The sequence below is a fragment of the Nocardia sp. CS682 genome (assembly GCF_004634405.1).
GTDB lineage: Bacteria > Actinomycetota > Actinomycetes > Mycobacteriales > Mycobacteriaceae > Nocardia > Nocardia ninae.
This window is the reverse complement of sequence record NZ_CP029710.1, coordinates 7868755-7894133: the sequence shown is the minus strand read 5'-3', so window position 1 is coordinate 7894133 and position 25379 is coordinate 7868755. Positions and strand designations below refer to the sequence as shown.

General features: G+C 66.8%; 16 protein-coding genes. 9 read left to right on the top strand and 7 right to left on the bottom strand.

The annotated features are described in order from the left end of the window. Positions 1-3 precede the first annotated feature (3 nt). Genes DMB37_RS35725 through DMB37_RS35700 form a run of 6 tightly spaced genes read left to right on the top strand, consistent with a single transcriptional unit; the run spans position 4 to position 9041 of the window. Positions 4-1065 carry a class I SAM-dependent methyltransferase gene (locus DMB37_RS35725; RefSeq protein WP_135236469.1) on the top strand — a complete coding sequence of 354 codons (1062 nt, stop codon included), beginning with the start codon at positions 4-6 and terminating at the stop codon, positions 1063-1065. Then, complete coding sequence (locus tag DMB37_RS35720; RefSeq protein WP_135236468.1) at positions 1062-2249, top strand: cytochrome P450; 1188 nt, start codon at positions 1062-1064, stop codon at positions 2247-2249. Before DMB37_RS35725 ends, DMB37_RS35720 begins: the two co-directional genes overlap by 4 nt. A gap of 12 nt (positions 2250-2261) precedes the next feature. Next, positions 2262-3317: a zinc-dependent alcohol dehydrogenase family protein gene (locus DMB37_RS35715; protein WP_135236467.1), complete on the top strand. Its 1056-nt coding sequence runs from the start codon at positions 2262-2264 to the stop codon at positions 3315-3317. A gap of 18 nt (positions 3318-3335) precedes the next feature. Then, positions 3336-4823, top strand: a complete 1488-nt coding sequence (locus DMB37_RS35710) for an aldehyde dehydrogenase family protein (protein ID WP_135236466.1) — start codon at positions 3336-3338, stop codon at positions 4821-4823. Positions 4824-4844: 21 nt separating this feature from the next. Next, entirely contained in the window at positions 4845-6707 is a 1863-nt protein-coding gene (gene asnB / locus DMB37_RS35705; protein WP_135236465.1) for an asparagine synthase (glutamine-hydrolyzing), read from the top strand. 42 nt (positions 6708-6749) lie between these two features. Next, positions 6750-9041 (top strand): excinuclease ABC subunit UvrA, encoded by a 2292-nt coding sequence (locus DMB37_RS35700; RefSeq protein ID WP_135236464.1) that lies wholly within the window; start codon positions 6750-6752, stop codon positions 9039-9041. A 3-nt stretch (positions 9042-9044) separates the two neighbouring features. Here DMB37_RS35700 and DMB37_RS35695 read toward each other — a convergent pair whose 3' ends face one another. From DMB37_RS35695 to DMB37_RS35670, 6 genes are all read right to left on the bottom strand, one after another. Further along, positions 9045-10034, bottom strand: a complete 990-nt coding sequence (locus tag DMB37_RS35695) for an SCO2521 family protein (protein WP_135236463.1) — start codon at positions 10032-10034, stop codon at positions 9045-9047. Between the two features lies 1 nt (position 10035). Beyond that, complete coding sequence (locus DMB37_RS35690; RefSeq protein ID WP_135236462.1) at positions 10036-11037, bottom strand: SCO2522 family protein; 1002 nt, start codon at positions 11035-11037, stop codon at positions 10036-10038. 36 nt (positions 11038-11073) lie between these two features. After that, complete coding sequence (locus DMB37_RS35685; protein ID WP_135236461.1) at positions 11074-11991, bottom strand: SCO2523 family variant P-loop protein; 918 nt, start codon at positions 11989-11991, stop codon at positions 11074-11076. A 4-nt stretch (positions 11992-11995) separates the two neighbouring features. Continuing rightward, on the bottom strand, positions 11996-13828 hold the full coding sequence (locus DMB37_RS35680) for an SCO2524 family protein (protein WP_240771805.1): 1833 nt from the start codon (positions 13826-13828) through the stop codon (positions 11996-11998). 194 nt (positions 13829-14022) lie between these two features. Then, positions 14023-16185 (bottom strand): acyltransferase family protein, encoded by a 2163-nt coding sequence (locus tag DMB37_RS35675; protein WP_135236460.1) that lies wholly within the window; start codon positions 16183-16185, stop codon positions 14023-14025. 304 nt (positions 16186-16489) lie between these two features. Next, on the bottom strand, positions 16490-17950 hold the full coding sequence (locus DMB37_RS35670) for an MDR family MFS transporter (RefSeq protein WP_135236459.1): 1461 nt from the start codon (positions 17948-17950) through the stop codon (positions 16490-16492). 306 nt (positions 17951-18256) lie between these two features. Between DMB37_RS35670 and DMB37_RS35665 the strand changes: the two genes are divergently transcribed. From DMB37_RS35665 to DMB37_RS35655, 3 genes are all read left to right on the top strand, one after another. Then, on the top strand, positions 18257-19111 hold the full coding sequence (locus DMB37_RS35665) for an arylamine N-acetyltransferase (protein ID WP_135236458.1): 855 nt from the start codon (positions 18257-18259) through the stop codon (positions 19109-19111). Positions 19112-19197: 86 nt separating this feature from the next. Next, on the top strand, positions 19198-20994 hold the full coding sequence (locus tag DMB37_RS35660; RefSeq protein WP_135236457.1) for an HSP90 family protein: 1797 nt from the start codon (positions 19198-19200) through the stop codon (positions 20992-20994). Next, a complete protein-coding gene (locus tag DMB37_RS35655) occupies positions 20994-23819 on the top strand; it encodes a tetratricopeptide repeat protein (protein WP_135236456.1) in 2826 nt (941 codons plus the stop codon). Before DMB37_RS35660 ends, DMB37_RS35655 begins: the two co-directional genes overlap by 1 nt. A 41-nt stretch (positions 23820-23860) precedes the next feature. On the opposite strand, the gene DMB37_RS35650 is transcribed toward DMB37_RS35655, so the two are convergent. After that, positions 23861-24859, bottom strand: a complete 999-nt coding sequence (locus tag DMB37_RS35650; protein ID WP_135236455.1) for a hypothetical protein — start codon at positions 24857-24859, stop codon at positions 23861-23863. Positions 24860-25379: the final 520 nt, after the last annotated feature.

Here is a 25379-nt window from a genome sequence, read left to right as displayed (position 1 = left end):
ACAATGACGATCACCGACCACCGTCCGGAGATCATCGAACTCACCGACGAGCAACAGCGCAGAGAGTGGCAGGCCTTCACCCTGTCCGATCTGCCCGAGATGATCAGTGCGATGCACGTCTGTCACGCGGTACGGGCGATTGCCGACACCCCGCTGCTGGAGCGTCTCCGCTCCGGCCCGCGGAACCCCGCCGACGGCCTGCTCGCCGGCATCGACCCCGATATGGGACCCGGCTTTCTGCGCTACCTGGTCAATCGCGGCATCCTCGAAACCCGGGGCGAGGAGTACTTTCTGACCCGTCTCGGCGAGTTCCTCACCACCGATGTCTCCCTGGCCCGCCTCGGCGTCTACGTCGACGCGTACGGCATGGTGACTAGCCGGACCGGCGACCTGCTCACCGGTAAAGCGGTCTACGGCAAGGACGTGGTCCGTGACGGCGGGAAACTCGGCGCGCACTGTGACACCCTGTTCTCCGCCTTCCACACACCGACCCTGCTCACCGCGATGCGCGGCCGCAATGTCCAGCGCATTCTCGACATCGGCTGCGGTGGCGGGCAATTGGTGGTGGACGCCTGCCTGCGCGACCCCTCGCTCACCGGTATCGGCTTGGACATCGATGCCGACGCCGTGGCCGTGGCCAACGAGCACGCCCGTACCTCCGGCGTCGCGGACCGGGTCCAGTTCGTCGTCGGCGACGCCTTCGCCCCGAAGACCTGGCCGAAGGAGTGCTTCGAGGCCGACGGGCTGTGCATGATGAGCGCGCTGCACGAGCACTTCCGGCACGGGGAGCAGGCGGTCATCGACCTGTTGAACGAGATCGGGGCGACATTCCCCGATCTGAAGATCTTGCTGATCGGTGAACCCGAAATCCGGTACGACAGCAGGGAAAACGACGACGACTTCTTCCTCATCCACGTGTTGACCGGGCAGGGTCTCCCCCGCGACCGCGCCGCCTGGTTCGACGTGTTCGCCAAGTCCGACCTGACCTGTCGCCGGATGTACACGCGGCCGGAAGCCGGTCCCCGGCTGTGCTTCTACGATCTGGCCGGAAAGGACCAGCCGTGACCACCACCGAAATTGCCGCGGCCGAGACCGATCTGGATCTCTTCGCTACCGAAGCGCTGCTCGACCCCGCCCCCTGCTACCGGACCTTGCGAGACCTGGGCCCCGTCGTCCATATGACCGAACACGACCTGTACGGCCTGTTCCGCTACGACCAGGTGCGCGCGGCGCTCGTCGACTGGGAGGGCTTCAGCTCCGCCCAGGGCATCGCGATGAACCCCACCGCCAACGAACTCTCCGATGGCTCACTGCTTTCCATGGACCCACCGCGACACCGCGCGGTACGCAAGGTCCTCGATGACGCCCTGCGACCCAAGTATGTGCGCAAGGTCGCGGGCAATATCGAGCACCTGGCCGACCAGCTGGTCGATGATCTGATGCAGCGCGAAACCTTCGATGGTGTCACCGATTTCGCGGCCAAGCTACCGGTCGACATCGTGATGGACCTCATCGGCTTTCCCCGGGACGAGAACCGGGACAAGATTCTGGTCTGGGCACTCGGCGCCTTCAACTACTTCGGACCGCCCGGTGAACGTCAGCTGTCGACCTTCCCCGACGTGCAGGCGCTGATGCAGTATCTCGTCACCGACGCGACGCCGGACAAGCTGCTGCCCGACAGCTTCGGCCAAATCGTCTGGGAGGCGGCCGATCGCGGGGAGATCAGCGAGAACGAAGCCCTGATGACCATGAGCGCGTACGCCTGCGCGGGATTGGACACCACCATCGCCGGGGTGGCCAGCACCCTTTGGCTGTTGGCTCAGCACCCGGACCAGTGGGCGGCCGTCCGGCAGGACCCGAAGCTCGTCCCCGGCGCGTTCCTGGAAGGCGTCCGGCTCGAGACGCCGATCCAGCACTTTTCCCGGGTCACCACCGCGGACCGGGAGGTCGAGGGCATGACGATTCCCGAAGGCGCCCGGGTCCTGGTCTCCTATGCCGCCGCGAATCGGGACGAACGCCACTACCCCGACCCGGACAGTTTCCAGGCGGACCGCAATCCGGCCGACACCGTCGGTTTCGGCTTCGGCGTGCATAACTGCCCGGGCCGCACCCTCGCCTCGATGGAGGCGCACGCGTTGTTCGTCGCGCTCGCCAAACGGGCGACCACGGTCGAGCTCGCCGGCGACCCCATCCGGACGCCGAACAACATCACCCGGGGACTGGACACACTCCCCGTCCGTATCTCCTGAAAGGGGGCGACCATGAAAGCGGCACAGATCGTCGAGTACGGTGCCCCACTCGAACTACGCGAAATCCCTGATCCCGCACCGGAACCGGACGGCGTGGTGCTCGAAGTCCTCGCCACCGGCATCTGCCGCAGCGACTGGCACGCCTGGATGGGCGACTGGGGCTGGATGGGCGGGCAGGTCGCGTTGCCGCGCACGCTGGGTCACGAGATCGTCGGCACGGTGCGCGCCGTGGGCCCCGAGGTCCGCGGTGTGCGGGTCGGCGACCGGGTCACCACACCGTTCCACTTGGCTTGCGGCACTTGCGCGTACTGCCGGTCAGGGCACGCCAATGTGTGCGACAACATGCAGGTGCTGGGCTTCTGGTGCGACGGCGGTTACGCCGAGTATGTGCGAATCCCCAACGCCGACTTCAACTGTGTCCACCTACCGGACGAGCTCCCGTCCGTCGCGGCCAGTGCCATCGGCTGCCGCTTCATGACGGCCTTCCACGCGGTCACCGAGCAGGGGCAGGTCCGTCCCGGCGAGTGGGTCGCGGTGCACGGTGTCGGTGGCGTCGGCTTGGCGGCCGTGCAGATCGCCGGTGCGGCAGGAGCTTCCGTGGTCGCGGTGGACATCGACGCGAGCAAGCTGGCACTCGCCAAGGAACAGGGTGCAGCGCACACCATCGACGCGAGCGTCGAGCAGGACGTGCCCACCGCGGTACAGCATCTCACCGGCGGCGGTGCGCACGTCTCGATCGACGCACTCGGCACCCGCGCGACGGTGGTGAATTCCGTACGCTCGCTGCGTAAACGCGGTCGCCACGTCCAGGTCGGGCTGACCAGCGCGGCGGATGCCGGTGAGATCGCGCTCCCCGTGGACGCGATCACCATCGGTGAGCTGACGATCGTTGGCTCGCACGGCAATCCGCATTCCAGTTACCCGCAGCTGCTCTCGCTCGTCGCGTCCGGCAAGCTCGCGCCGCAGACCCTGGTGCAGCGCACCGTCTCTCTCGACCAGGCCGGGGAAGTCCTCTCCGCAATGAGCGATTTCACCACCAACGGCATCACCGTCATCGACCGCTTCTGACGCGGACCGGGAGGACTCGTGAATACCTCAGGTAACACCGTGGGCGACGCCGCCCGCGACTTCCTGTCCCGTGCACAGCTGCTGTATATCGACGGTGCCTTCGTCGCAGCGGCGAGCGGGCGGACGTTCAGCACGATCGATCCGTCCACCGGCGAGCACATCACGCAGATCGCGCACGCGGGATCTGCCGATGTCACGGCCGCCGTAACCGCGGCCCGTGCCGCACTCGACGGACCCTGGAGCCGCCTTTCCGCCGCCGATCGCGGCCTGCTGCTCGCCCGTCTCGCCGACCTCATCGAGAGCAATGGTGACGAGCTCGCCGAGCTCGAATCCCTCGATGCGGGCAAGCCCATCACGATGACCCGCGCGCTGGATGTTCCGGCGGCGGCCGCTCAGTTTCGCTACTTCAGCGGCTGGCCCGCGCGCATCGAGGGCGAGACGATCCCCGTCGCGGTGCCGAATACGTTGTGCTACACCAGGAAAGAACCGGTCGGGGTGTGCGCCCAGATCATTCCCTGGAACTTCTCGCTGTTGATGACCGCCTGGAAGCTCGGTGCCGCGCTGGCCGCCGGCTGCACGGTGGTGCTCAAGCCCGCCGAGCAGACGCCGCTGACCGCGCTGCGCCTCGCCGAGCTGATCGAGGCCGCCGGTTTCCCGGCAGGAACGGTCAACGTGCTGACCGGCGACGGCGAAACCGGTGCGGCACTGGTCGATCACCCCGGTGTCGACAAGATCGTGTTCACCGGGTCCACCGCGGTGGGGCGCGAAATCGGCGCGAAGGCCGGGGCGCAGCTCAAGCGGGTGACGCTGGAGCTCGGCGGGAAGAGCCCGAACATCATCCTGCCGGACGCTGATCTCGAAGCCGCGATTGCCGGGAGCTATCAAGGGATCTACTTCAATACCGGCCAGGCCTGCAACGCCGCCTCCAGGCTGTACGTGCACCGGAGTGTGTTCGACGAGGTGATCGAGGGACTGTCGGCACGGGCGAAGACCGCGCAGGTCGGTCCGGCACTCGATCCCGCCACCGAGTGCGGGCCCGTGGTCTCGGCCGAGCAGTACCGCCGGGTGCGCGGCTACCTCCGCGACGGGGTCACCGAGGGGGCGACACTGACGTTCGGCGAGGTCCCCGCATCCGAACCGGATGGCGGCTACTTCGTTCGCCCAACGCTTTTCACCGATGTGGCACCGGACATGCGGATCTGCCGCGAGGAGATCTTCGGACCGGTGCTGGTGGCCGCTCCCTTCGACAGCATCGACGAAGCCGTGCACTTGGCCGATGCCACCGACTACGGTCTCGCGGCCGGGGTCTGGACCCGAAACCTCAGCGACGCACACACTCTCGCCGCACGCCTGCACGCGGGCTCGGTTTATCTCAACACGTGGGCGCCGGGTGATCCGGCCGCGCCCTTCGGCGGTGTCAAAGCGTCCGGTGTCGGCCGGGAAATGGGCCGGGCCGGGCTCGACGCATATCTCGAACCGAAGACCGTGTGGGCGACCCTCGCGTGACGACAGCGAAAGGATAAGACGATGTGTGGAATCGCCGGTTGGGCAGATTTCGATCGTGATCGCACTGCCGAGCGCCCGGTTCTCCAGCACATGGTGGACACCATGGCTTTCCGCGGTCCCGATGACGAGGGACTGTGGCTACAGCCGCATTGCGCCCTGGGGCATCGGCGACTCTCGGTGATCGATCTCGACGGTGGCCGACAGCCGATGGTCACGCCGGAGACGCTGCCCGACGGCACGCCGCTGGCCGCGATCAGTTACAGCGGTGAGGTATACAACTTCACCGAACTTCGCGACGAGCTCACGGCACACGGTCACCGCTTCAGGACGCGAAGCGACACCGAGGTCGTCCTACGCGCCTATCTCGAATGGGGCGCGGATTTCGTGCGACGACTCAACGGCATGTTCGCCTTCGCGATCTGGGACAGCCGCGTCGAGGAATTGCTGCTGTACCGGGACAGGTTGGGCGTCAAGCCGCTGTTCTATTACCCGACCCCCGCCGGGGTGCTCTTCGGGTCCGAACCGAAAGCGATTCTGGCCCATCCGGAAAGCCGGGCGGCGCTCACCCTCGATGGGCTGCGCGACGTGCTGTCCTTTGTCCGGGTTCCCGGGCAGACACCGCTCGACGGCATGTACGAGGTGCGTCCCGGGCATATCCTCCGGGTTCGCAATGGCCGGCGGACCGAGGAGAAGTATTGGGAACTGGAATCTCGGCCGCACACCGACGACATTCCCGCGACCGTCGGCGCGGTGCGCGGGTTGTTGGAAGACATTGTTTCTCGTCAGCTGGTCGCCGACGTTCCGCTGTGCACGCTGCTGTCCGGCGGTCTGGATTCGAGCGCGTTGACCGCCCTGGCGCAGCGCAGGCTCGACGCCGACGGCGGGGGGCGGATCCGCAGCTTCTCGGTGGATTTCGAAGGCCAGGTGGAGAATTTCGCGCCGGAGCCGCTGCGCGAAGCGCCCGACCAGCCGTTCGCGGCGGAGTTGGTGCGGCACGTCGGCACCGACCATCAGACGATCCTGCTGAACAACGCGGATCTGGTGGCCCCGCACATCCGGTCGGCGGTCTCGCGCGCGTGGGATCTGCCGTTCGGTGACGGCGATCTCGGTCCATCGCTCTACCTGCTGTTCCGTGCGGTGCGGGAGCAATCCACCGTTGCCCTCTCCGGCGAATCCGCGGACGAGGTCTTCGGCGGATACCTGTGGTTCCACGACGAGAAAGCCGTGCAGGCCGACACTTTCCCCTGGCACGCGCTCGGCGAGCGGTCGATCACCGAGCAATCCACGGCGTTCCTGAATCCGGATCTGACGGCGCGACTGAATCTTGGGGAATACATCGCCGACCAGTACCACACGGCTCTTCGAGAAGTGCCGCACCTGACCGGCGAAACCGGGCACGACCGGCGGATGCGGACCGCGAGCTATCTGAATCTCACGAGATGGCTGCCGGTAATGCTGGATCGCAAGGACCGGCTGAGCATGGCCAGCGGTATCGAGGTGCGTGTCCCGTTCTGCGACCATCGGCTGGTCGAGTATGTCTTCAATGTGCCGTGGTCGATGAAGACATTCGACGGGCGGGAGAAGAGCCTGCTGCGCGCCGCGACCGCGGATCTGCTGCCGAAGTCCATTGTGCAGCGGCGCAAAGCTCCCTATCCCTCCACTCAGGACCCCGGGTACGACCGGGCGATCAAACAGATACTCGGCAAGATCGTTGCGGAGCCGAGTTCACCGGCCTTGCCGCTGTTCGATCTCGACGCGCTGGACCAGCATCTCAACGCGCCGGTCGAGGGTGCCTCGTCCATGCAGGAAAGGGGGCTATACAACGAGACGCCGATTCGTCTCGCGGAATGGGTAGCCGACTATGAGGTCGACGTCCTGGTATAGTTTCCATTTGGAAACTACTTGCCTACGCTGAGGGGAGTGGAGATGTCGGATCGAACCGGACGGCAAGCGAACGACAGCATTACGCTGCAAGGCGTCCGAGAGAACAACCTGAAGAACGTGTCGCTGGAGATCCCGAAGGGGCGGCTGACCGTCTTCACCGGTGTATCGGGTTCCGGGAAGTCGTCGCTGGTATTCGGCACGATCGCAGTCGAATCGCAGCGCCAGCTCAACGAGACGTTCCCCTGGTTCATCCGCAACCGGCTGCCGAAGTACGAGCGGCCACACGCCGAGGGCATGTCGCATCTGTCCACCGCGATCGTGGTCGACCAGCGCCAGATCGGCGGCAGCTCCCGCTCGACCGTCGGCACCATGACGGAGATCAATCCCATTCTGCGCGTGCTGTTCTCGCGGCACGGCAAGCCCAGCGCGGGCGAGTCGACCATGTACTCGTTCAATGTTCCGCAGGGCATGTGCCCCGAGTGCGAGGGACTCGGCCGCACCGCGCGACTCGACCTCGACCTGCTCCTCGACAAGTCGAAGTCGTTGAACGAGGGCGCCATCCAGTCGCCGCTGTTCGCGGTCGGCGGCTATCCGTGGATCACCTACGCGGAATCCGGCCTGTTCGATCCCGACAAGCCATTGCGGAAGTTCACCGCCGCGGAGTGGGACAAGCTGCTGCACGGCGGGGGTTTCAAGGTCCGGCGCCCCGGTAAGGACGTGACGCACTCCAACGAATACGAGGGCATCGTCGTCCGGTTCAATCGTCGCTATCTCAAGAACGGCTTGGATGCGCTGAAAGACAAGGAGCGCAAGGACGTCGAGCAGGTAGTGCGGACCAGCACGTGTGATGTCTGCGGCGGCGGCAGGCTCAACAAGGCCGCGCTCGCGTCCAAGATCAACGGCAAGAACATCGCCGACTACGCGGACATGGAGGTGAGCGAACTGATCGTCGAGCTGGGGAAGATCGACGATCGAGTCGCCAAACCTGTTGTGCAGGCAGCCATCACGGCACTGTCGCGGCTGGAATCGATCGGACTGGGCTATCTCAGCCTCGGCCGCGAGACCTCCACCCTGTCCGGCGGTGAGGGCCAGCGGCTGAAGACGGTCCGCCATCTCGGCAGCAGCCTGAGCGATCTGACCTTCATCTTCGACGAGCCCAGCGTCGGCCTGCATCCCCGAGATGTGCACCGGCTCAACGAACTTCTCGCGCAGTTGCGCGACAACGGCAACACCGTGCTGGTGGTGGAACACAATCCGGACGTCATGGCCGTCGCCGACCGCATCGTCGACATGGGGCCGGGGGCCGGGTCGCACGGCGGTGAGATCGTGTTCGAGGGGACCTACCGGCAACTCCGGCAAGCCAAGACCCTCACCGGCCGAAGGCTGCGTGAACACACCGGATTGAAAGACAAGGTCCGGGAACCGACCGGCTCGCTGGAGATCAGCAAGGCGTCGCTGAACAACTTGCAGAACGTCTCCGTGCGCATCCCCACCGGGGTGCTCACCGCGGTGACCGGTGTGGCGGGTTCCGGTAAGAGTTCGCTCATCTCAGGGGCTTTCGCCGCGCAGCACCCGGATGCGGTCATGGTCGATCAGTCGGGCATCGGCATCTCCTCGCGATCGACGCCGGCGACCTATGTCGACATCATGGACACCGTCCGCAGCCTGTTCGCCAAAGCCAACGATGCCGACCCCGGCCTGTTCAGCTTCAACTCGACCGGCGCCTGCCCAGCGTGCAAGGGACGCGGCGTGATCGAGACCGACCTCGCCTACATGGATCCGGTCACGGTGACCTGCGAAGTGTGTGCGGGGAGCCGGTATCGGGACGAGGCGCTGGAAAAAACGCTACGTGGCAAGAACATCGCCGAGGTACTCGGACTCACCGTCGAGGACGGTTTGTCCTACTTCACCGAAGACAAGGTGACCGCCAAGCTCGCGATGCTCCAAGAAGTCGGTCTGGCGTATTTGACACTGGGGCAACCACTCTCGACCTTGTCGGGCGGTGAGCGGCAACGGCTCAAGTTGGCGCACCGCCTCCAGGACACCGGCACGGTGTTCGTCTTCGACGAGCCGACCACCGGCCTGCACATGGCTGACGTCGACCGGCTGCTCACCCTCTTCGATCGCCTGGTCGACGAAGGAAACACGGTCATCGTGGTGGAGCACGATCTCGAGGTCGTCAAATACGCCGACTGGGTCATCGATCTCGGGCCGGACGCGGGACGTCACGGCGGCAAGGTGCTGTTCGAAGGCACACCGGAGCAACTGGCCGCGGACAAGAAGTCCGTCACTGCGGAGTATCTGCGCAAGGATCTCGAACGGGCGGACCGCTGACTGTCAGGGGGCTGTGCCGATCGTTGCCTGCCGGTTCGCGTCCAAGGCGCCTACCAGCACGCGGTTGCGGAGCTCGTCGACCAGGATTTGCCGATCTGCGGTGAAGCCGGGTTCGGTCTCCAGTGGGTTCCACAGCGCGCGAAGCGGGGTGGGGGTGTGCGCGCCGGGCGCCCAGAGGTGGGCGAGGTGGTGCAGTGCCGGGGCTAACAGCGCGGTTGATTCGGGTGTCCCCGGGTCGCAGAGGTCGGACTTTTCGAGGGTTGCCCTGAGGACCGTCAGCAGCCAGTCGTGGGCGGCGAGGTCTTCGCAGAACTGCTGCGCGGCAGCCAGTTCGTCCGCGTCGCGCACGGTGATCTCGGCGGTGCGGTCCGTGTCGTTGAGCACGCGAAAAGCGACTTGGGTCTGCTCGACGTCACCGCTGCGCGCTGCCCATCTCAGGTGAGTGGTGCTGGACCGCAGCGGGGCTCGCTGGTCCAGGAGTGGGTCCATGGTGATTCGCCCGAGTAGTCGATGGGCTATCGACCCGAGATCGAGGACGTCCGGGGCCGGTGGTCCACCGGCCAAGAGACCAGCCGTCAGTCTGCTGCTCGTCTCGGCAGTGACCTTGGTGAGTACCTCCAGCACCCCGACCCGGCTGAGGTAATGCGACCACACCCGCCGCTCAGGCCACTCCGCGGCAACGACTTTCGCCTGCGTCGAGCTCTGTAGCACGCGGCCACCGAGCACGACGGCACGGTTGGCCACCGTGCCGATCGCCCGCACCGCGGCGTGCCCGGGGGCGGCCAGTTCGCAGTCCACGCCCGTGACGATGTCCGGCGAGACCGCGCGGGACATCGGGCGCTCCCGCCAGTCCACCGGGTGGCCCGGCATCAGGTCGAGCAGCTGGTCCAGATCGTTGCGCCGCAGGGGTTTTGCCGTCGGCAGCAGGCACGTGTGCGTCTCCCCCAGTATTACGGGCAGCCGATGGTCCGCCGGATCGTTGGGTTCGTGCACGTCAGCGTCCGTCCACCAGGTGGTAATTCAGGCGTTCGATGCTCCTGCGCGGCAACGAGACCTGCTCTTGAGCAGCACGGCGAACGAGCTGCTCGACCACCTCGTCGTCGAGCCGGATGTGCTCGAGTATCAGCCGCACGGCATTCTCGACCTCCAGGTACCGCACCGGAAGAACCGACAGCGAGCGGTATGCGGCAAAGGGTTTCGCGCGAGGGTTCAGTTTGAGCACGGCGGGCAATGCCGACCAGCTGGCCGGCCAAGGCTGTTGCCGGTCCCACAGCTGCGGTTCGACCACCGGTCTGCCGTGGAAGCGCAGCAGACCCAGTCGCAGTAGCTGCCAGATCGACGTGAGAAACGGCAGCGACCAGGCGATCGATAACTCGTTGCTGCCCTGCTGCTTTCGTGGTGCCTCGCGCCACAGCTCGACGTCGAGAAAGATCGAGTGTGTGGGGCTGCCGAATTCCTCGGGCGGCTGATATGGGTCGTTGTGCATCGCCTGCGCGGGTTCGTCGGAGGCGCGCGTGCCGTTGCACAACCAGCCCGACTGGTCGGTCGGCGGCCTGCGACCAGTCGCGCCTCGGGCCGGCGAGGGCACGATCCGGGCCCGAACCGACTGCGCCAGTTCGATTTCGGAGGTTTCCGCCGTGGCCGGGACGACCGCACAGCCCGCCTCTCGTCCCAGGTAGTCGATGGTGAGTCCCTTGTCCTCGGCGCACCCGAGCAGTCGGCCGAGAACGTCGCGGGGATCGGTGTCGGCGCGGAAATAGTCATCGACCAGCAGGCAGGTGCTCACCCGGGCCTGCGGCCCGAATTCGACCTTCGCCGCGTCGGTGAACCAGGTGACCAACGGAACGACCTTGCGGAATTGCTCACGAATCCAGTCGTCCCCGCTGTCGAGGTCCGCCATCCGGAGATGCCCCACCTCGATGGAGACATGGGACAGCGGCACCCCGGCGATCCGTGGCTTGTCGGTCCCCTCGCTGTATCCGGCGGCGTATTCCACTGTGCTCGAATCCTTTCACGATGGCCTGTCCGCGGACTACCGCATCGGCTGCCAAATCGATTCGGAGAGTACGCGGTTCGCCAAGCTGGCGAACGCCTCGACGGTGTCCTCCTTTGCGATGCCCTGCATCACGTCGATATCCAGGATCAACTGCTCACGCCACTGCAAGACCGGGTCGATCGGTGTCTCGCCGAGCAGAGCGCCTGCGCCGATCCGGTACTCGGCGGCGAGGCGCTTCAACCAAGCGTGCTGTTCGTGCAGCCACGCGGCCTGCACGTCGGAGACTTCGGTCGCCTCGCTCAATCGCGGCACCGCGGTGCGCACGAATCGAATGTTCTCCAGCAACATCCGTGGATCATGTCCGGCGACCGCCCCGGACTCCACCACGCCGTGCGGGCCATGGACCAGGTCGGCCGCCGCGACGATGTGCTGCCGAGTCCAGCGGTGAAAGACCAACCAGCGCACCGTCTTCGCGGCGAACTGCGGCAATCCGGTGGCCTGCACGGCGATTTCCAATGCCACCGACCGACCGGCACTGACGTCGACGAGACAGACATCGAAGTCCTGCTCCGTCGTGAGCAGCAGCTCCGCGCATCGCCGGACCACATCGTGGTCCACCTTCGCGAACTCCGCGCCGCCCGTGTCACCGGGCAGCAAGGCGAGCTTGCCCGTGCGCATCCGCATCCGCTGCAACTCACGGCGATCGGTCTTGTGCCGCACGTCGATTCGGGTAGGCACACCGACATTGCCGGTCAGATAGGAATGCAACCCCGTCCCACCGGCGACCCCGCGCTCCACACTGTCGATCTCGAACAGCGCCCCCGCCGTCGGCGACCCGAAATCGAAGTCGAGATAGGCGACGCTCTTCCCCATCACACACATCCGGTACCCGATATTGGCGCTGGTCACCGAGCGCCCGGTACCACCCTTGTCGGAAATCGCGAAGACGATCACGGGTTCAGGTGCCCCTGCTCGCGTCACGGCGGACGATCGACAGCCGCTCGAGGTCGCCCAACGCCTCGATCGCGTGCACGAACGTGGTGGCGGGGTCGCGGTGCACCTGTTGCCGCGCCGCGTCGATGCGTGCTTCCACCTGGTCGAGCATGGCTCGATTGGCCGATCGGTCGTCCACACCGACCCCCAGCATGGTCTGATCGTATCGATGCTCGGCGATGGTCAACAGGTTTCGCGCCAGCCGCGCTAGTTCCGGCCACTGCGGTGGCGATTCCCGGTAGATGCGCTCGGCGGCGATCAGACATTCGACCATTCGCTCGGTGATCGACCAGGAAGGCTCGGTCACGACGGGTGCACCGTTGCCGCCGAAGACACCCGCCGGGTCGTCCCAGAGTCCGGTGGCACCAGACCGGAGCATCCGCTGATCCAGGTGGTCCATCACCGATTTGGCCAGTTCCATCAGTCTGTCCCTGGTGTCGACGTTGCTGGACAATCGGGCCGCTTGCAGTACCTGCTGCAACAGCGTCGGGGCGAAGTCCGACACTTGCCAGTGCAGCACCGGCCCGTCGTCGGCTTGCTCGCTACCCCACAGGGTCAGCCGTACACCCGATGTGTGCAGTCCCACGGCAGGATCGTCGAGCAGAGCCTTGCGGGTGATCCGTCCACGAGCGGCAAGTTCCTCGAAAATCGCGACGGCCCTTCTCAAGTCGTCGTCGACGGCGGTGCGCGCCGCCAGGTCCTTGATCAGTACCGCCGCTACGAGGAGACTGAAGTAGTCCGACTCCGAGCCGTCCGAGGTGCGCCACGGGAGGTCCTCCAGCGGCCAGGTGCCGGAACCGAACCGGGCGAGCGTCGACCAATACCGCTGGGCCAGCTCCCATCTGAGGCGCAAGGCCTGGGCCAGCCCGATTTGCCGCTCGTCGAGCAAGCCGAGCTCACCGATCTGCGGCGCGACGAGGTCGTTGACGGCGTCCAGTGCGATGACGGTGAAGTACAGGTGGGGCCGCGGATCCGCGATACCGTCCCGGTGCGCGATCCGTGCGTCGACGCCATCGATCTCGGCGGCGCCGCGTACGATTCCCCAGCTCCAACCGCATTCGAAGAGCATGCTGTCGTCCTCGAGCTCCATTGCCGCGGCTTCCCGGCCCAAGGTGACATCGCCGAGCAGCAGCGTACGCACCCTTTCGAGGCTGCGCCGTAGGTTGTCCTGTATCACCCGATCGGGCTGCCCGGCTTGGTTCAGCATGCTGAGCATCGCTTGGCCCGCAGGCGAATTCGGGTGCGTGGTGGTGACCACGAAGCTTCGGATCAACCCGGTCATAGCCGCTGTCAGCCGCACGCTCAGCCGGGCGGCGAGTGCATCGATTCGGTCGGTCGGTTCGCCGGGCCGCGTCCTGGCGCGGCAGTCCTGCAGGAACCGCAGACCACTCAGGCAGACGGTCAGGGACATCGCATACGAGCCGACCACCTCGATTCGCCGCTGTGCGTCGGTTGGTTCGCCGCGCAGGTGGTCGCCCGCGGCGAAGCTCGGTGCACCGTGCTCGTCGGTGTTGCGCTCGAGATACTGCGCCAGCAACGAGACGATGAATTCGCCCAACTGGCTCCTTCGCCCGACCGGCTCCAGCACCCCGGCGACGTCGTCCGGGATACGATCCGGGTCGGCCAGCGCGAAGAGGTCGATCTCGGTGGCGGGGTAGAGCAGGCACAGCAGCTGTTGGGAGTCGCTGAGGGCGTTGGTGTCCGCTTCCTCGTTCCAGCGCCAGTGCCGACCATCCCAGCACGCGGCGAGCAGAGCTCGCCACACGGCCAGAATCTGTTCTCTCGGTTGAATTCGCACCCGCCGTCCTCCTCCCCCACGTCGCAGGCGGCCCGCATGCACACGCCGGGCTGGAAGGTACTCCGCCGATGGAGAATATCGCTCCGTCGAGTGCTGCGTCCCGGGAATGCTGGTCTCGTGCGCAGCGGCTTCGCCTGCGCCGCGGTTGCGGACGCTCGGGTCTTGGTGCCCGGTTTCGTTCGGGCCCAGCGGGTTCAGCCGCGGGCTAGGGCTCGGTCGGCGAGAGCGGCGGCGACCGGGGCGAGCGCTTTGGCGTAAGCGACTGTCAGGTGGTTGTCGTCGCGGTAGATGAGGGTGTTGCCGGCGATGAGCGGGCAGCGGTCGGCGGTGCAGAACAGCTCCGTGAGGTCGGCGTACTGGCCGTTACCCGCCGTTGTCGCGGCCCGTTCGGCGGCGATGCCCGCGTCATCGACGGCGACCGGACGGGTCGGCGCGCAGGCCAGCGCGTCATCGAGGTGGCCGGACAGACAGGTGGGCACAGTGCTGTGCGGGTCCGGAATCGGGCCGAGGACAAGGATATTCGCGCCGGTCGCGCGCAGCTGCGTGGTCAGGCGGGACAGGCTGTCGATCCAGGCCTGGTCGTAGGTGGTGAAGCCGAAGTCGCCGCCGTAGCGCCGGGACATGCTGAGCACGATCAGCCGTGGATGCTCGGCCTGCAGCCTGGCCAGGACCTGGTGCCGCCACTGCACGCATTCGGTGTATTCCCGGCCGAGGTAGGGACTGGTGATGGGCAGTTCCATCAGCGGGCAAGTCACCTTGCTCATCGTCTCCAAGCGCCAATGCCGTTGCTCGGCAATCTGTTCGAATGCCGGGCTCCACATCGCCGCATGCGAATCACCGACCAGTGCCACCGTGTTCGCCGAGCCGAGATCGCCCGTGGCGCACTCCGGCTGCCCGACGTCGAGCCACGATCGCACGCAACCGTTTCCGAATACGGCGGCCTTGTCGGCGGGTGCGTCGGCGAGTGAGGGGGACAGATTCGACGGGACCGACGGAGATTCGGCCGACGCCGCGACGGCGGTCTGCACCTGCGCGGTCAGCTGTCGCACCGCCGCATCATGCGGGTCGATGGATTCCGACGGCGGCGCCTGCGGCGCCGCGACGACGGTCAACGCCTCGGCCGCCGCCCCACGCCCGACCGGCACCGGCACGAGCACCAGCAGCACTACTGCAACGCAGACGGCGACCGCGGTGACAACACCACCACCGGCCAAACTCAGTGCGGCAGAACGGCGTAGCGGCGCCGCGAAGCGTGCGGGGTCCTCGACGAACCACAGCGTCAACATGGCCAGGCCCGCCGCCGTGGCCACCGCCCCCAGCGAGCCGATCAGATCGAGCGGGTGGCCGCTGAGCTTCGGTGCGAGCAGCAGCACCGGCCAGTGCCAGAGATACCAGGAGTACGACAGCCGCCCGAGCGACCGCAAGGGAGCCGTCGACAACACTCGACCGACTCCGAGCCGGGGCGCGGCGCAACCCGCCGCCACGATCGAGGCCGCGCCCAGCACGGGCAGCAGCGCAGCGGTCCCCGGATACGGTGTCCGCCCATCCAAGTGCGTACAACTCACGACGATCGCCGCCAGCCCCAGCCACCCGGCGACAGCGGCAACCGCCGCCGGAATTCGACGCCAGACCGGAATCGACAGCGCCACCATGCCGCCGACCGCCAACTCCCACGCCCGTGCCGGTAGCGCGAAGAACGCCCACGACGGCAACGTCCTGGTCCAGTGCAGCGACACCGCGAACGACAGCGCGGCGATCACCCCGAGCACAACCAGATACGGAGTCGCCGAGGCACTCTCGGTCCTACGCCGCCGCTGTACGAACCAGGCAACCCCGATAATCAACGCCGGCCACAACACATAGAACTGCTCCTCCACCCCCAGCGACCAGTAGTGCTGAAACGGCGAAGGCGGCGCATCCGCAGCGAGATAGTCGGTGCCGTGCAACGCAAGCCGATAATTCCCCACATACAACGCACTGGCAATCCCATCCCCCAACACTTCACGCGCCTGCAACGGCGGCAACAGCGCCGCCGCACCCCCAGCCGTCGCAACTAACACAATCCCCGCCGCAGGCAACAACCGCCGCGCCCGCGCCCCATAGAACCGCGCCAACCGAATCGTCCCGCTACCCGCCACTTCCCGCCACAACATCCCCGTAATCAAGAACCCGGAGATAACAAAGAAAACATCCACCCCCACAAACCCACCCCCCGCCCCGGGCACCCCCGCATGAAAAACAACCACAGCCAGCACCGCAACCGCCCGCAACCCCTCCACGTCCCCCCGAAACCCCACCCGCGCAGCCCCCACCCCACCGTGCCGCACCAACAATTCCCGAGAGGCCGTCCCTACCATGGAACGCATTCTTACCAACGATCCCCAGCAATGTCGCAGCGACATTTACTTTTTAAGACGTACTGAATGACTCGATAAGCCGCACTTGAAATGTCCGACTAATCGAAGACCACCTAGGCGAACTACCCCCACTACGATATGAGCCCGCAGCGCAGACGCGAGTTATGGATACTGGACAACCGATCATGGGGAATTGGTGGTGCGGTCCTCTCGACCGATGCCTACATCAGTTCCTCATGATCAGTCGACCAATACACGAAACCCCCGGCGCGCGGGTGCGGCCGGGGGTTCGTGGGGTGAAGGGTCAGCCCTTGACCAATTCGGGTGCCGCGGTTTCGGATTCGTCGGATTCTTCCGGGGCGGCGGCCCGGTTGGGCAGCAGGACTGCCATGACGATCACGACCAGGGCCAGGACGGCGGAGACCAGGAAGGCCAGGCGCATGCCGTCGAGGTGGGCGGTGATGGCGTCGGTGCCGTCTTCGACGAGCTGGGTGCTGCGGGCCGACATGACGGTGACCACCATGGCGGTGCCGAAGGCGGCGGCGACCTGTTGCAGGGTGCCGAGCATGGAGCTGCCGTGCGAGTACAGCTGGTGCGGGAGCGCGCCGAGGCCGAGGGTGAAGACGGGGGTGAAGGTCGCGGCCAGCGACACCATCAGCACCATGTGCAGCGCGATCAGCTGCCAGTACGGCATGGTCATCGAGATCTGGGTGAAGCCGGCCAGTGCCACGGCGATGCCGATCGACCCGGGAATCACCAGGCAGCGGCCGCCGAAGCGGTCGAACAAGCGGCCGACGGTCGGCCCGAGCAGACCCATCGCCAGACCACCCGGCATCACCAGCAGGCCGGTCGCCAACGGGCTCAGGCCGCGCAGGTTCTGCAGGTACAGCGGCAGCAGGATCATCGATCCGAGCATCGCCATGAACGCAACCGACATCAGCACCAGCGCCTTGGTGTAGGTGCCCGCCAGCAGCACCCGCAGGTCGAGCAGCGGAACACCGGTGCGCTGCAGCCGCAGCTGCCGGAACACGAACGTGGCGATGAGTGCCACACCCGCGGCGACGATCAGGGCAGGGCTGGCCAGGTTGTCGGCCTCGAACTTGCTGAGCCCGTACACCAGACCACCGAAACCGAGCGCGGCGAGCAGCACACTGGACCAGTCGATCGCGCCGGGCTGCGGCTCGCCGACGTTCTCCAGCTGCCGCAAGCCGAGCCAGGTGACCACGCCGGTGATCGGCAGCACCAGCACGAAAAGCCAACGCCAGGAACCGACCTGGAGCACCAGCCCGGAAATGACCGGCCCCATCGCGGGCGCCACCGAGATGGCGAGGGTGACGTTACCCATCACCCGGCCGCGATCCTGCTCGGGCACCACGGTCATCAGCGTGGTCATCAGCAGCGGCATCATCACCGCGGTGCCACCGGCCTGGATGATCCGGCCGATCAGCAGCACCACGAACGACGGCGCCACGGCCGACAGCGCGGTACCGGCCAGGAAGACACCCATCGCCACGGCGTAGGCCTGCCGGGTGGTGACCCGCTGCAGGAACCAGCCGGTGGTCGGAATGATGGCCGCCATGGTGAGCATGAACGCGGTGGACACCCACTGCGCCGCCCGCTCGGTGACCGCGAGGTCCTCCATCAACCGCGGGATCGCGTTGATCATGATGGTCTCGTTCAGGATCACCACGAAGGTCGCGAGTACCAGCACCCGGATGACGGTCGGTGTCCGTCCTCCCGAGACGGGAGCGGATGGTTCGGGCATCGGATACCTCCGGGGGCATAGAGATCGGCAGGGCAACGTGTGGCCTTGGAGCTTCGAGCCCCCCGGCGCCACAATGATTGAGACGGACTCGGGTGCTCGAACTCATCGGCGCGCATCAGTAAACCGGTCGATACCGACAAGTTTCATCGGATTTTCCGGTCGCGCCACCGAGGGGTCACCACAAATCAGCTGGTCAGACACCATTACGAAGCCGATCCAACTTCAATCGTGAGCCTGGTCACTCCCGACTGTCGCGGCACACCGAGACCAGACCGCACACCGTCGGCAACACACTAGGGTTCGGACATGCGCGAGATCGATGCGTCCGAGTTCCTCCGGCATTTGGCCCTACCCGGCGCGGAACCACCGAGCGTGGCCGCCCTGACCCGACTACACGAGGCCTTCGTGCAGCAGGTGCCCTACGAGGCGTTGGAGATTCAACTCGGCCGCAGCACCACCCTCGACCCGCTCGATTCCGCCGACCGCATCATCCGGCAGCGCCGCGGCGGTTACTGCTACCACCTCAACGGCGCTTTCTCCGCGCTACTGCGGGCCCTCGGCTATCAGGTCACCTTGCACCGGGCAGGCGTGCAGAATTCCGGCGGACCCGCCGAGATCAGCCGAAACCATCTGGCGCTCACCGTCTCCGGGCTACCGGACGACCCGGAGACGACCTGGCTGGTCGATGCCGGACTTGGTGACGCCCTGTTCTCCCCACTACCGCTGCGCGCGGGCGATTATCCGCAGGGCCCGTTCACCTTCGGCCTGCGCCCGTCCACCGCGGTCGCCGGCGGCTGGCGCTTCGACCACGATCCGCGCGGCAGCTTCGTCGGCATGGACTTCGATCCGACCCCCGCGACCATGTCCGACTTCGCCGAACGTCACCAATACCTCTCCACCGCACCGGAATCCGGTTTCGTCCGGGTGTGCGTGGTGCAGCGTCGACACGCGAGCGGCAGCGACACCCTGCGCGCCCGCACCCTCACCAGAATCGATGACTCCGACACCAGCACAACGGTTTTTGATGCCCAAGAGGACTGGTTCACCGCCCTGCACGAGGTATTCGGCATCTCCCCCGCCGTCTTCGATCGCGCGGCACGCCACCGGCTGTGGCACCAGGTGACCGCGCAACACGAGGCCCATCTGTCCCGGCAGACCTGAGCCGCCCCCAGAATCGAGGGGGAAGCATCGGCGTGTCCTATAGCTAGAGTGATTCCGTTAGCTGGTGGGTTTGTCGGAGGGCAGCGGTGGAGCAAGCGTTCAGGGTCGATCTACGTGGCGTTGTCGACCTACTAAGTCACCACCTCTACGGCAGTCCGCGGGTCTACATTCGCGAGTTGCTGCAGAACGCGGTCGACGCCGTCACCGCCCGGCAGGCCATCGATGCGGACGCGCCCGCCGAGGTGCGCATCGAGACCCCCGACAGCACTGGTGACGGCAGTATCCGCGTGTACGACAACGGCATCGGGCTGACCGAGCCCGAAGTGCACGAGTTCCTGGCCACCATCGGCCACAGCGGCAAGCGCGACAGCCTCGGCTTCGCCAGGCACGAGTTCCTCGGTCAGTTCGGCATCGGTCTGCTCTCCTGTTTCCTCGTCGCCGACGAGGCGCGGATCCTGACCCGTTCGGCCCGCGGCGGACCGTCGGTGGCGTGGACCGGTTACGCCGATGGTCGCTACCGCGTCGAGATCGCGGCCGAGCAGCGGCCCGAGCCGGGCACCACCGTGACGCTCACGCCACGCCAGGGCATGGAGCCGTGGCTGACCAGCACCACTGTTCTCGAGTTGGCCACGCTCTTCGGCGGCCTGCTACCGTTCCCGGTCACCGTCGACGGGCAGACCATCAATGCGGCCGACCTACCTTGGCGGGCAACACATCCCACGCCGAGCGACCGTCAAGCAGCGCTGGCCACCTACGCCGAGGACACCTTCGGTTTCACCCCCTTCGCCAGTTTCGACCTGTCCAGCGCCGAGGCCGGGCTCACCGGCGTGGCGTTCGTGCTGCCGCAAGCGGCCAATCCGGCGGCCAAGACCGGACATCGGGCCTATCTCAAGCGCATGTTGATCGCCGAGAACGTCACCGGGCTGCTGCCCGATTGGGCGTTCTTCGTCCGCTGCGTGGTCGACACGAGCGAGCTGCGCCCGACCGCCAGCCGGGAAGCCCTGTACGAAGACGACCTACTGGAGTCGACCCGGGAAACACTGGGCGATCAGGTCAGGGACTGGCTGATCGAGCTGTCCGCGTCGGACCCGGCCAGACTCGCGCAGTTCCTGCAGATCCACGACCTCGGCGTGAAAGCCCTTGCGCTGCACGATGACGACATGTTGCGCCTGGTGGACCGCTGGCTCGCGGTGGAGACCAACGCGGGCCGGATTCCGCTCGCCGAGTTCCGGCGCCGCTTCGGCGCCATCCGCTTCACGCCCTCGGTGGAGGAGTTCCGTCAGCTCTCCGCCGTGGCCAACGCCCAGGGCATCGGCCTGGTGAACGGCGGCTACGCCTACCTCACCGAGATCCTCGAACGGCTACCGGCGATCGATCCCGAGATCCGCGTCTCGCGCCTCGAAACCAGTGAGCTGGCAACCCATTTCGACCTGATCGATCCGGCGACCGAGTTGTCGCTGCGCCCCTTCCTGGTGACGGCACAGCGCGCGCTGGATCGGTTGGACTGCGAAGTCACGCTGCGTACGTTCGACCCGCCCTCACTGGCCGCGCTGTACCTGCTCGACCGGGAAACCCAGCATCGGGCCGAGCTGCGCGCTACCCGCGCGATCGCCGACGACCTCTGGTCGGATGTGCTCGGCGCCTTCGACACCGGGCTCGGGCCGGATCGGCCGCAACTGGTCCTCAATCATCGAAACCCTCTGGTACGCAAAATATCTGCGCTATCCGATCCTCGACTGGCCACCATGGCGGTCGAGGCGCTCTACAGTCAGGCACTACTGCTCGGCCAGCACCCGCTCCGTCCCGTGGACACGGCCTTGCTCAACAGATCTTTCGTCGGCCTGCTCGATTGGGCGGTACACGACGAGCGGGGAGAATCGTAATGGCGAAGTCGGCCGAGAGCCTGTACCAGTTGATCGAACAAGCCGATCAACTCCCCTTCGGCGACGGCAAAGACGCACTGCTGGAAGAGGTTCTGCGGCACGCGGAGGCCGGGGAACACACCGAAGTCGCCTTCTACGCGCGGCTGCGGTTGATCGACGCGTACACCCAGGGCATGCAGCCGGCCAAACTGTTCGTACCGTTCGCCCGGTGCCTGGCCGATTACGACCGTAACCCGGCGGCGCACGAGCCGTGGGTGGCGGCGACGCTGCGCTGGGATTTCAAGCACGCGATCACGGCGATGACGAAATTCCCTGAGGTGCCCAAGGATCGGGCGCTGGCCGTGCTCGATCAGATGGAACGCCGCTACCGCACCGAGAGCCAGAGCTTGCACGCGGTGTACGCCTACCGCTACCGGGTAGCCGCGCACGTCGGCGACCTCGCGGCCGCCGACGAGTGGTACGCGAAATGGTGTGCGACGCCGCGGGATGAGAACTCCGACTGCGCCGGCTGCGATCCGACCAACAAGGCCGATTACCTGGTCGATCGGGGCCGGGACGCCGAGGCCATCGCGGTCGCCGGGCCGGTGCTGGACGGCGAGCTCAACTGTGAGCAGCAGCCGCAACGGATCCTCACCACCCTGCTACTGCCGTATGTGCGCACCGGACAACTCGAGCAGGCGCGCAACGCACACCGCCGGGCCTATCGCATCCTGCGCACCAGGCCCCAGGATGTGGCCGAGATCGGCGACCATCTGCAGTTCTGTGCCCTGACCGGCAACCAGTCCCGCGGCCTCGAACTCCTCGACCGGCATCTCGGCTGGCTGGATCGCGCGCCGAGCCCCAAGGACGCCATGTGGTTCGCCGCGTCGGCGGCCCTGTTGCTGCGCACGGTGGTCGACGCAGGCCACGGCGAGGTGATCGTCCGGCGCCCGGCGCACGCGGATCGACCGGCAACCGAGCCCACCGCCCAGGTGCTGCACGACGAGCTGGCGCGCCACGCGTTCGACATCGCCGCCCGGTTCGATCAGCGCAATGGCACCGACCATCAAACATCCACTGTACGAAGGCTTCTGGCGAGCGAGCCGCTGGTGGACCACCTACCCTTGTCCGCCGCGGCCGACCATCGGGTACCGGCGCCTCGACCGCCGGCGGCCGCTGCGGTGGACGTCGCCGCGCTGACCGCCGACGAACTGGCCGAACGGGCCGAGCACCTATTGCGCAGATATGACGCCGACGCCGCAGAACCTCTTGTGCAGCAACTCATCTCACTGGCCGAAAACACCCCCGCCGACTCGATGCTCGCCGCGCGCACAGCAACCCTACGCGCGCGTTTGGCGTCCTGGGACGACGACAACGCGGCGACCGAGTCGCTACTGTGGCAAGCCATCGAGCGGTACGAGGCCGCGGGTGACGAAACCGGTCGCCAGGTCGCCCTCGGTTGCCTCGGCAAGTACCTGTGCGTGCATGATCGAGCCGAGGAGGGAACGGCGCTGCTGCGTGCTTCGCATGCCTATCTGATCCAGCGCCCCGAACTCGAAGGGCAGGTCTGGTCCGCTATCCGATTGGCCAGCGGCCTGTTACAGGCCGACGAGCCCGCGGCCGAGCACCTGACCGAGGCCGAGTCCCTGCTCGCGCAGGCCGCCGCCACCGCAGCCGAATCCGGCGACCCGGTGCTGATCGGCGATGTCGCGGCGCACCGAATGCATCGGCACATCCACAGCGCCGAAGAACTCGACGACGCGATCGACGCCGCGCGCACGGCCGTGGCGGCCTTCAAGGAGGCCGGAATCCCCCGGATGGTCGCGCCGTCGGCCTTCCGCCTCGGCGTGCTGCTACGCAGCCGCGATGAGGCCGAAGCCGCGCTGGCCGCCGCCGACGAGGCCCTGGCGAGCCTGGCCGCCGACGCACCCGCCGACCTGCGGGTGGTGATGCACGGCCTGCGCGGTGCCGTGCTCAACGACCTGGACCGGCCGGGCGAGGCCATCAACGATCTGCTCACCGCGGTCGCGATCGGCCGGACGGAGGGTCTGCCCCAGGTCGCTCGTTGTCTGTGGGATCTGGCCATCGCCTACCGGGCGACCGGGCAACTGCTCGACGCCGCCGACCTCGCCGAGGAGGCCGTCGCGAGCTGGGAGGGGCTCGGCCAGGACGAGTCGGCTCATCAGTGCCGCTATCTGCTCGCGGGCCTGCATCTCCAGCTCGGCGAACCGGATCAGGCGCTCGCACTGTACGAGGAGATCGTCGAATTCCACCGTGCCCGAGACGAACACGGCGCCGTGGCGGAGATCCTGGCCGAAACCGCCGACCTACTCGACAATCTCGATCGCGACGCCCTCGCCGCCGAACACTACCGGCAGGCCGGTGACGCGGCGGTGCTCGACAACGACCCGCTGCGAGTTGCCTACTGCCGCTACAGCGCAGCGCTGTCGCTGCACTGGAGCGGTGAGTCGGCCGCCGCGCTGGCCGCGCTCGGGGTAGCCGATCAGGCGATGCGCGATTTCGCCGACACCGAGCCCGATCCGAATCTGCTCACCTGGCATCGCGCCCGGCTGGACTACAACGCCGCGCGAATTCTGTTCGCCGACGACCGCCTGGCGGATGCCGCGCTGCGTGGCGCGGCCGCCGCGACCAACTTCCGCACCATCGACGCCACCGAGCCCGCGCTGCGCGCCGATCTGGTGCACGGCCGGATCCTGCTGGAGATGGGCCGCGCCGATGATGCCGCAGCAGTCCTCGGTAAGGCGCTCGCCGAAGTCGAGGAAGACAATCCGCTGCACGAGGTCCTGTCCAGCGCCCTGGCCGCAACACGGGCAGACAACGAGTGAGCTAGGCGAGCGCGTAGCACAACACCACCGCGCTGACCGCCTCAGCGCCCAAAAGTAGTGGCGGCCAACGGGTCTACGTCGATCATGTCTTCGATCGGCCGGCGCGGGGTTGCCGGCAGCGGCGCGGAATCCGTCGGTACCCAGCCGATGCGGATCATGGTTTGCGGGAAGGCGCAGTCGTAGAGCACTTGCGACCGGATGTCCTCGCGCAGTTCGGGGAGGCCGAGCGGCTCGGTTTGCAGACAGCTGGACAGTCCGAGGCGGGTGGCTTCCAGCAGCAGTGCACTGGTGGTCTCGCCGGCGCGCAGCTGGGACGAACGGTCATCGTGCGGGGTGCAGACCACCAGCCATTCCGCCGCGTCGGGCTCGGTGAGATCGTCGATCAGATCGGCGCCGGCGAACACGCGGGCGGGAATCTGGTCGCACTGGTGCGGGCGCGGGACATTCGACCCGGGCACACCGTCCTCGGTCCGGTGCCCGCCGCTCCATTCGGCGAGTTCGAGCTGATAGTCGAGGTCGGCCGCGTGCCGGGTCACCGCATCGTGGAACGGCTGCACCAACCGGCGCCGAAGGCCGTCCGGGACGTGGCGCACCACGGCACCGAACTTCGCCGCCCTGGTCGAGATGGTACGGAGGTGGCCTGCCGGGATCTCCCACGAGCGGTAGCCGCGACGGTCGGTGTGCCGCTGTAGTACCGCGGCGCCGAGCTCGATGTCGGCCTGGGTGGGCTGATGCGGTGCGAGCTCGATGGTCGCCAGATGGTCCGGCTCCGCCGGGTCGGGCAGCTGCGTCACGTCGGCGGACCAGCCGACAACAGCCAGGGCGACGCGCAGATGATGCAGCACCGCGCCGCAGCTCACCACCAGCTTGCCCTGCCGCGGATCACTCGACACCAGCTGGCGCTTCGGGTCGGCCCACAACTCGATCGCCCGATCACGGATCCGCCACCGCCACGGCTGGGTGTTGTGGATCGACGGTGCGCGCACCGCCATCTCCAGCGCGATCTTGACGGTGTCCATGGTCGGCCCCGACGGTGCCATGAGTGCGAGCTACCCTTCCACATAGAAATATTCGTAAGGCGTCACACCCCGGTGACCAGGCCATTCGTGATCAACGCCGCTATCCAGTGTCACCACGGGACGACGTTCTGTCATCGAGGTGAATGTCACTTCAGTACCGTTGGAGCTAGAGGCCGAGCCGCCGCGCCGATTACCTCCTGGTAACAACCGACCTCTCCGCAGACCGCATCGCCGCCCAACACAGTTCCGGCTCCGCAGTAAACCTGCACCACCACTTCGCCCCGCCAAGCCAGCACCTCACCCCACCACCCCATCCCCTCGATGTGGGCCGAACACCCTTTTACCGAGCCGCACACCCGGTATAGCGGGTGTGCGGCTTACGAAAAGGGTGTTCGGGCCGGCACGGCACGGATTGCCGAGTTGCGGCAGCCGGGTGGGGCGCACGACGCGTCCAGCACTGCTCGGCACCAACCTTGGTGCGGGTATGGCTTGCAGGAACGGATCGGTAGGCCCACCTCTTTGACTCGCTCCGGCTGGGGCT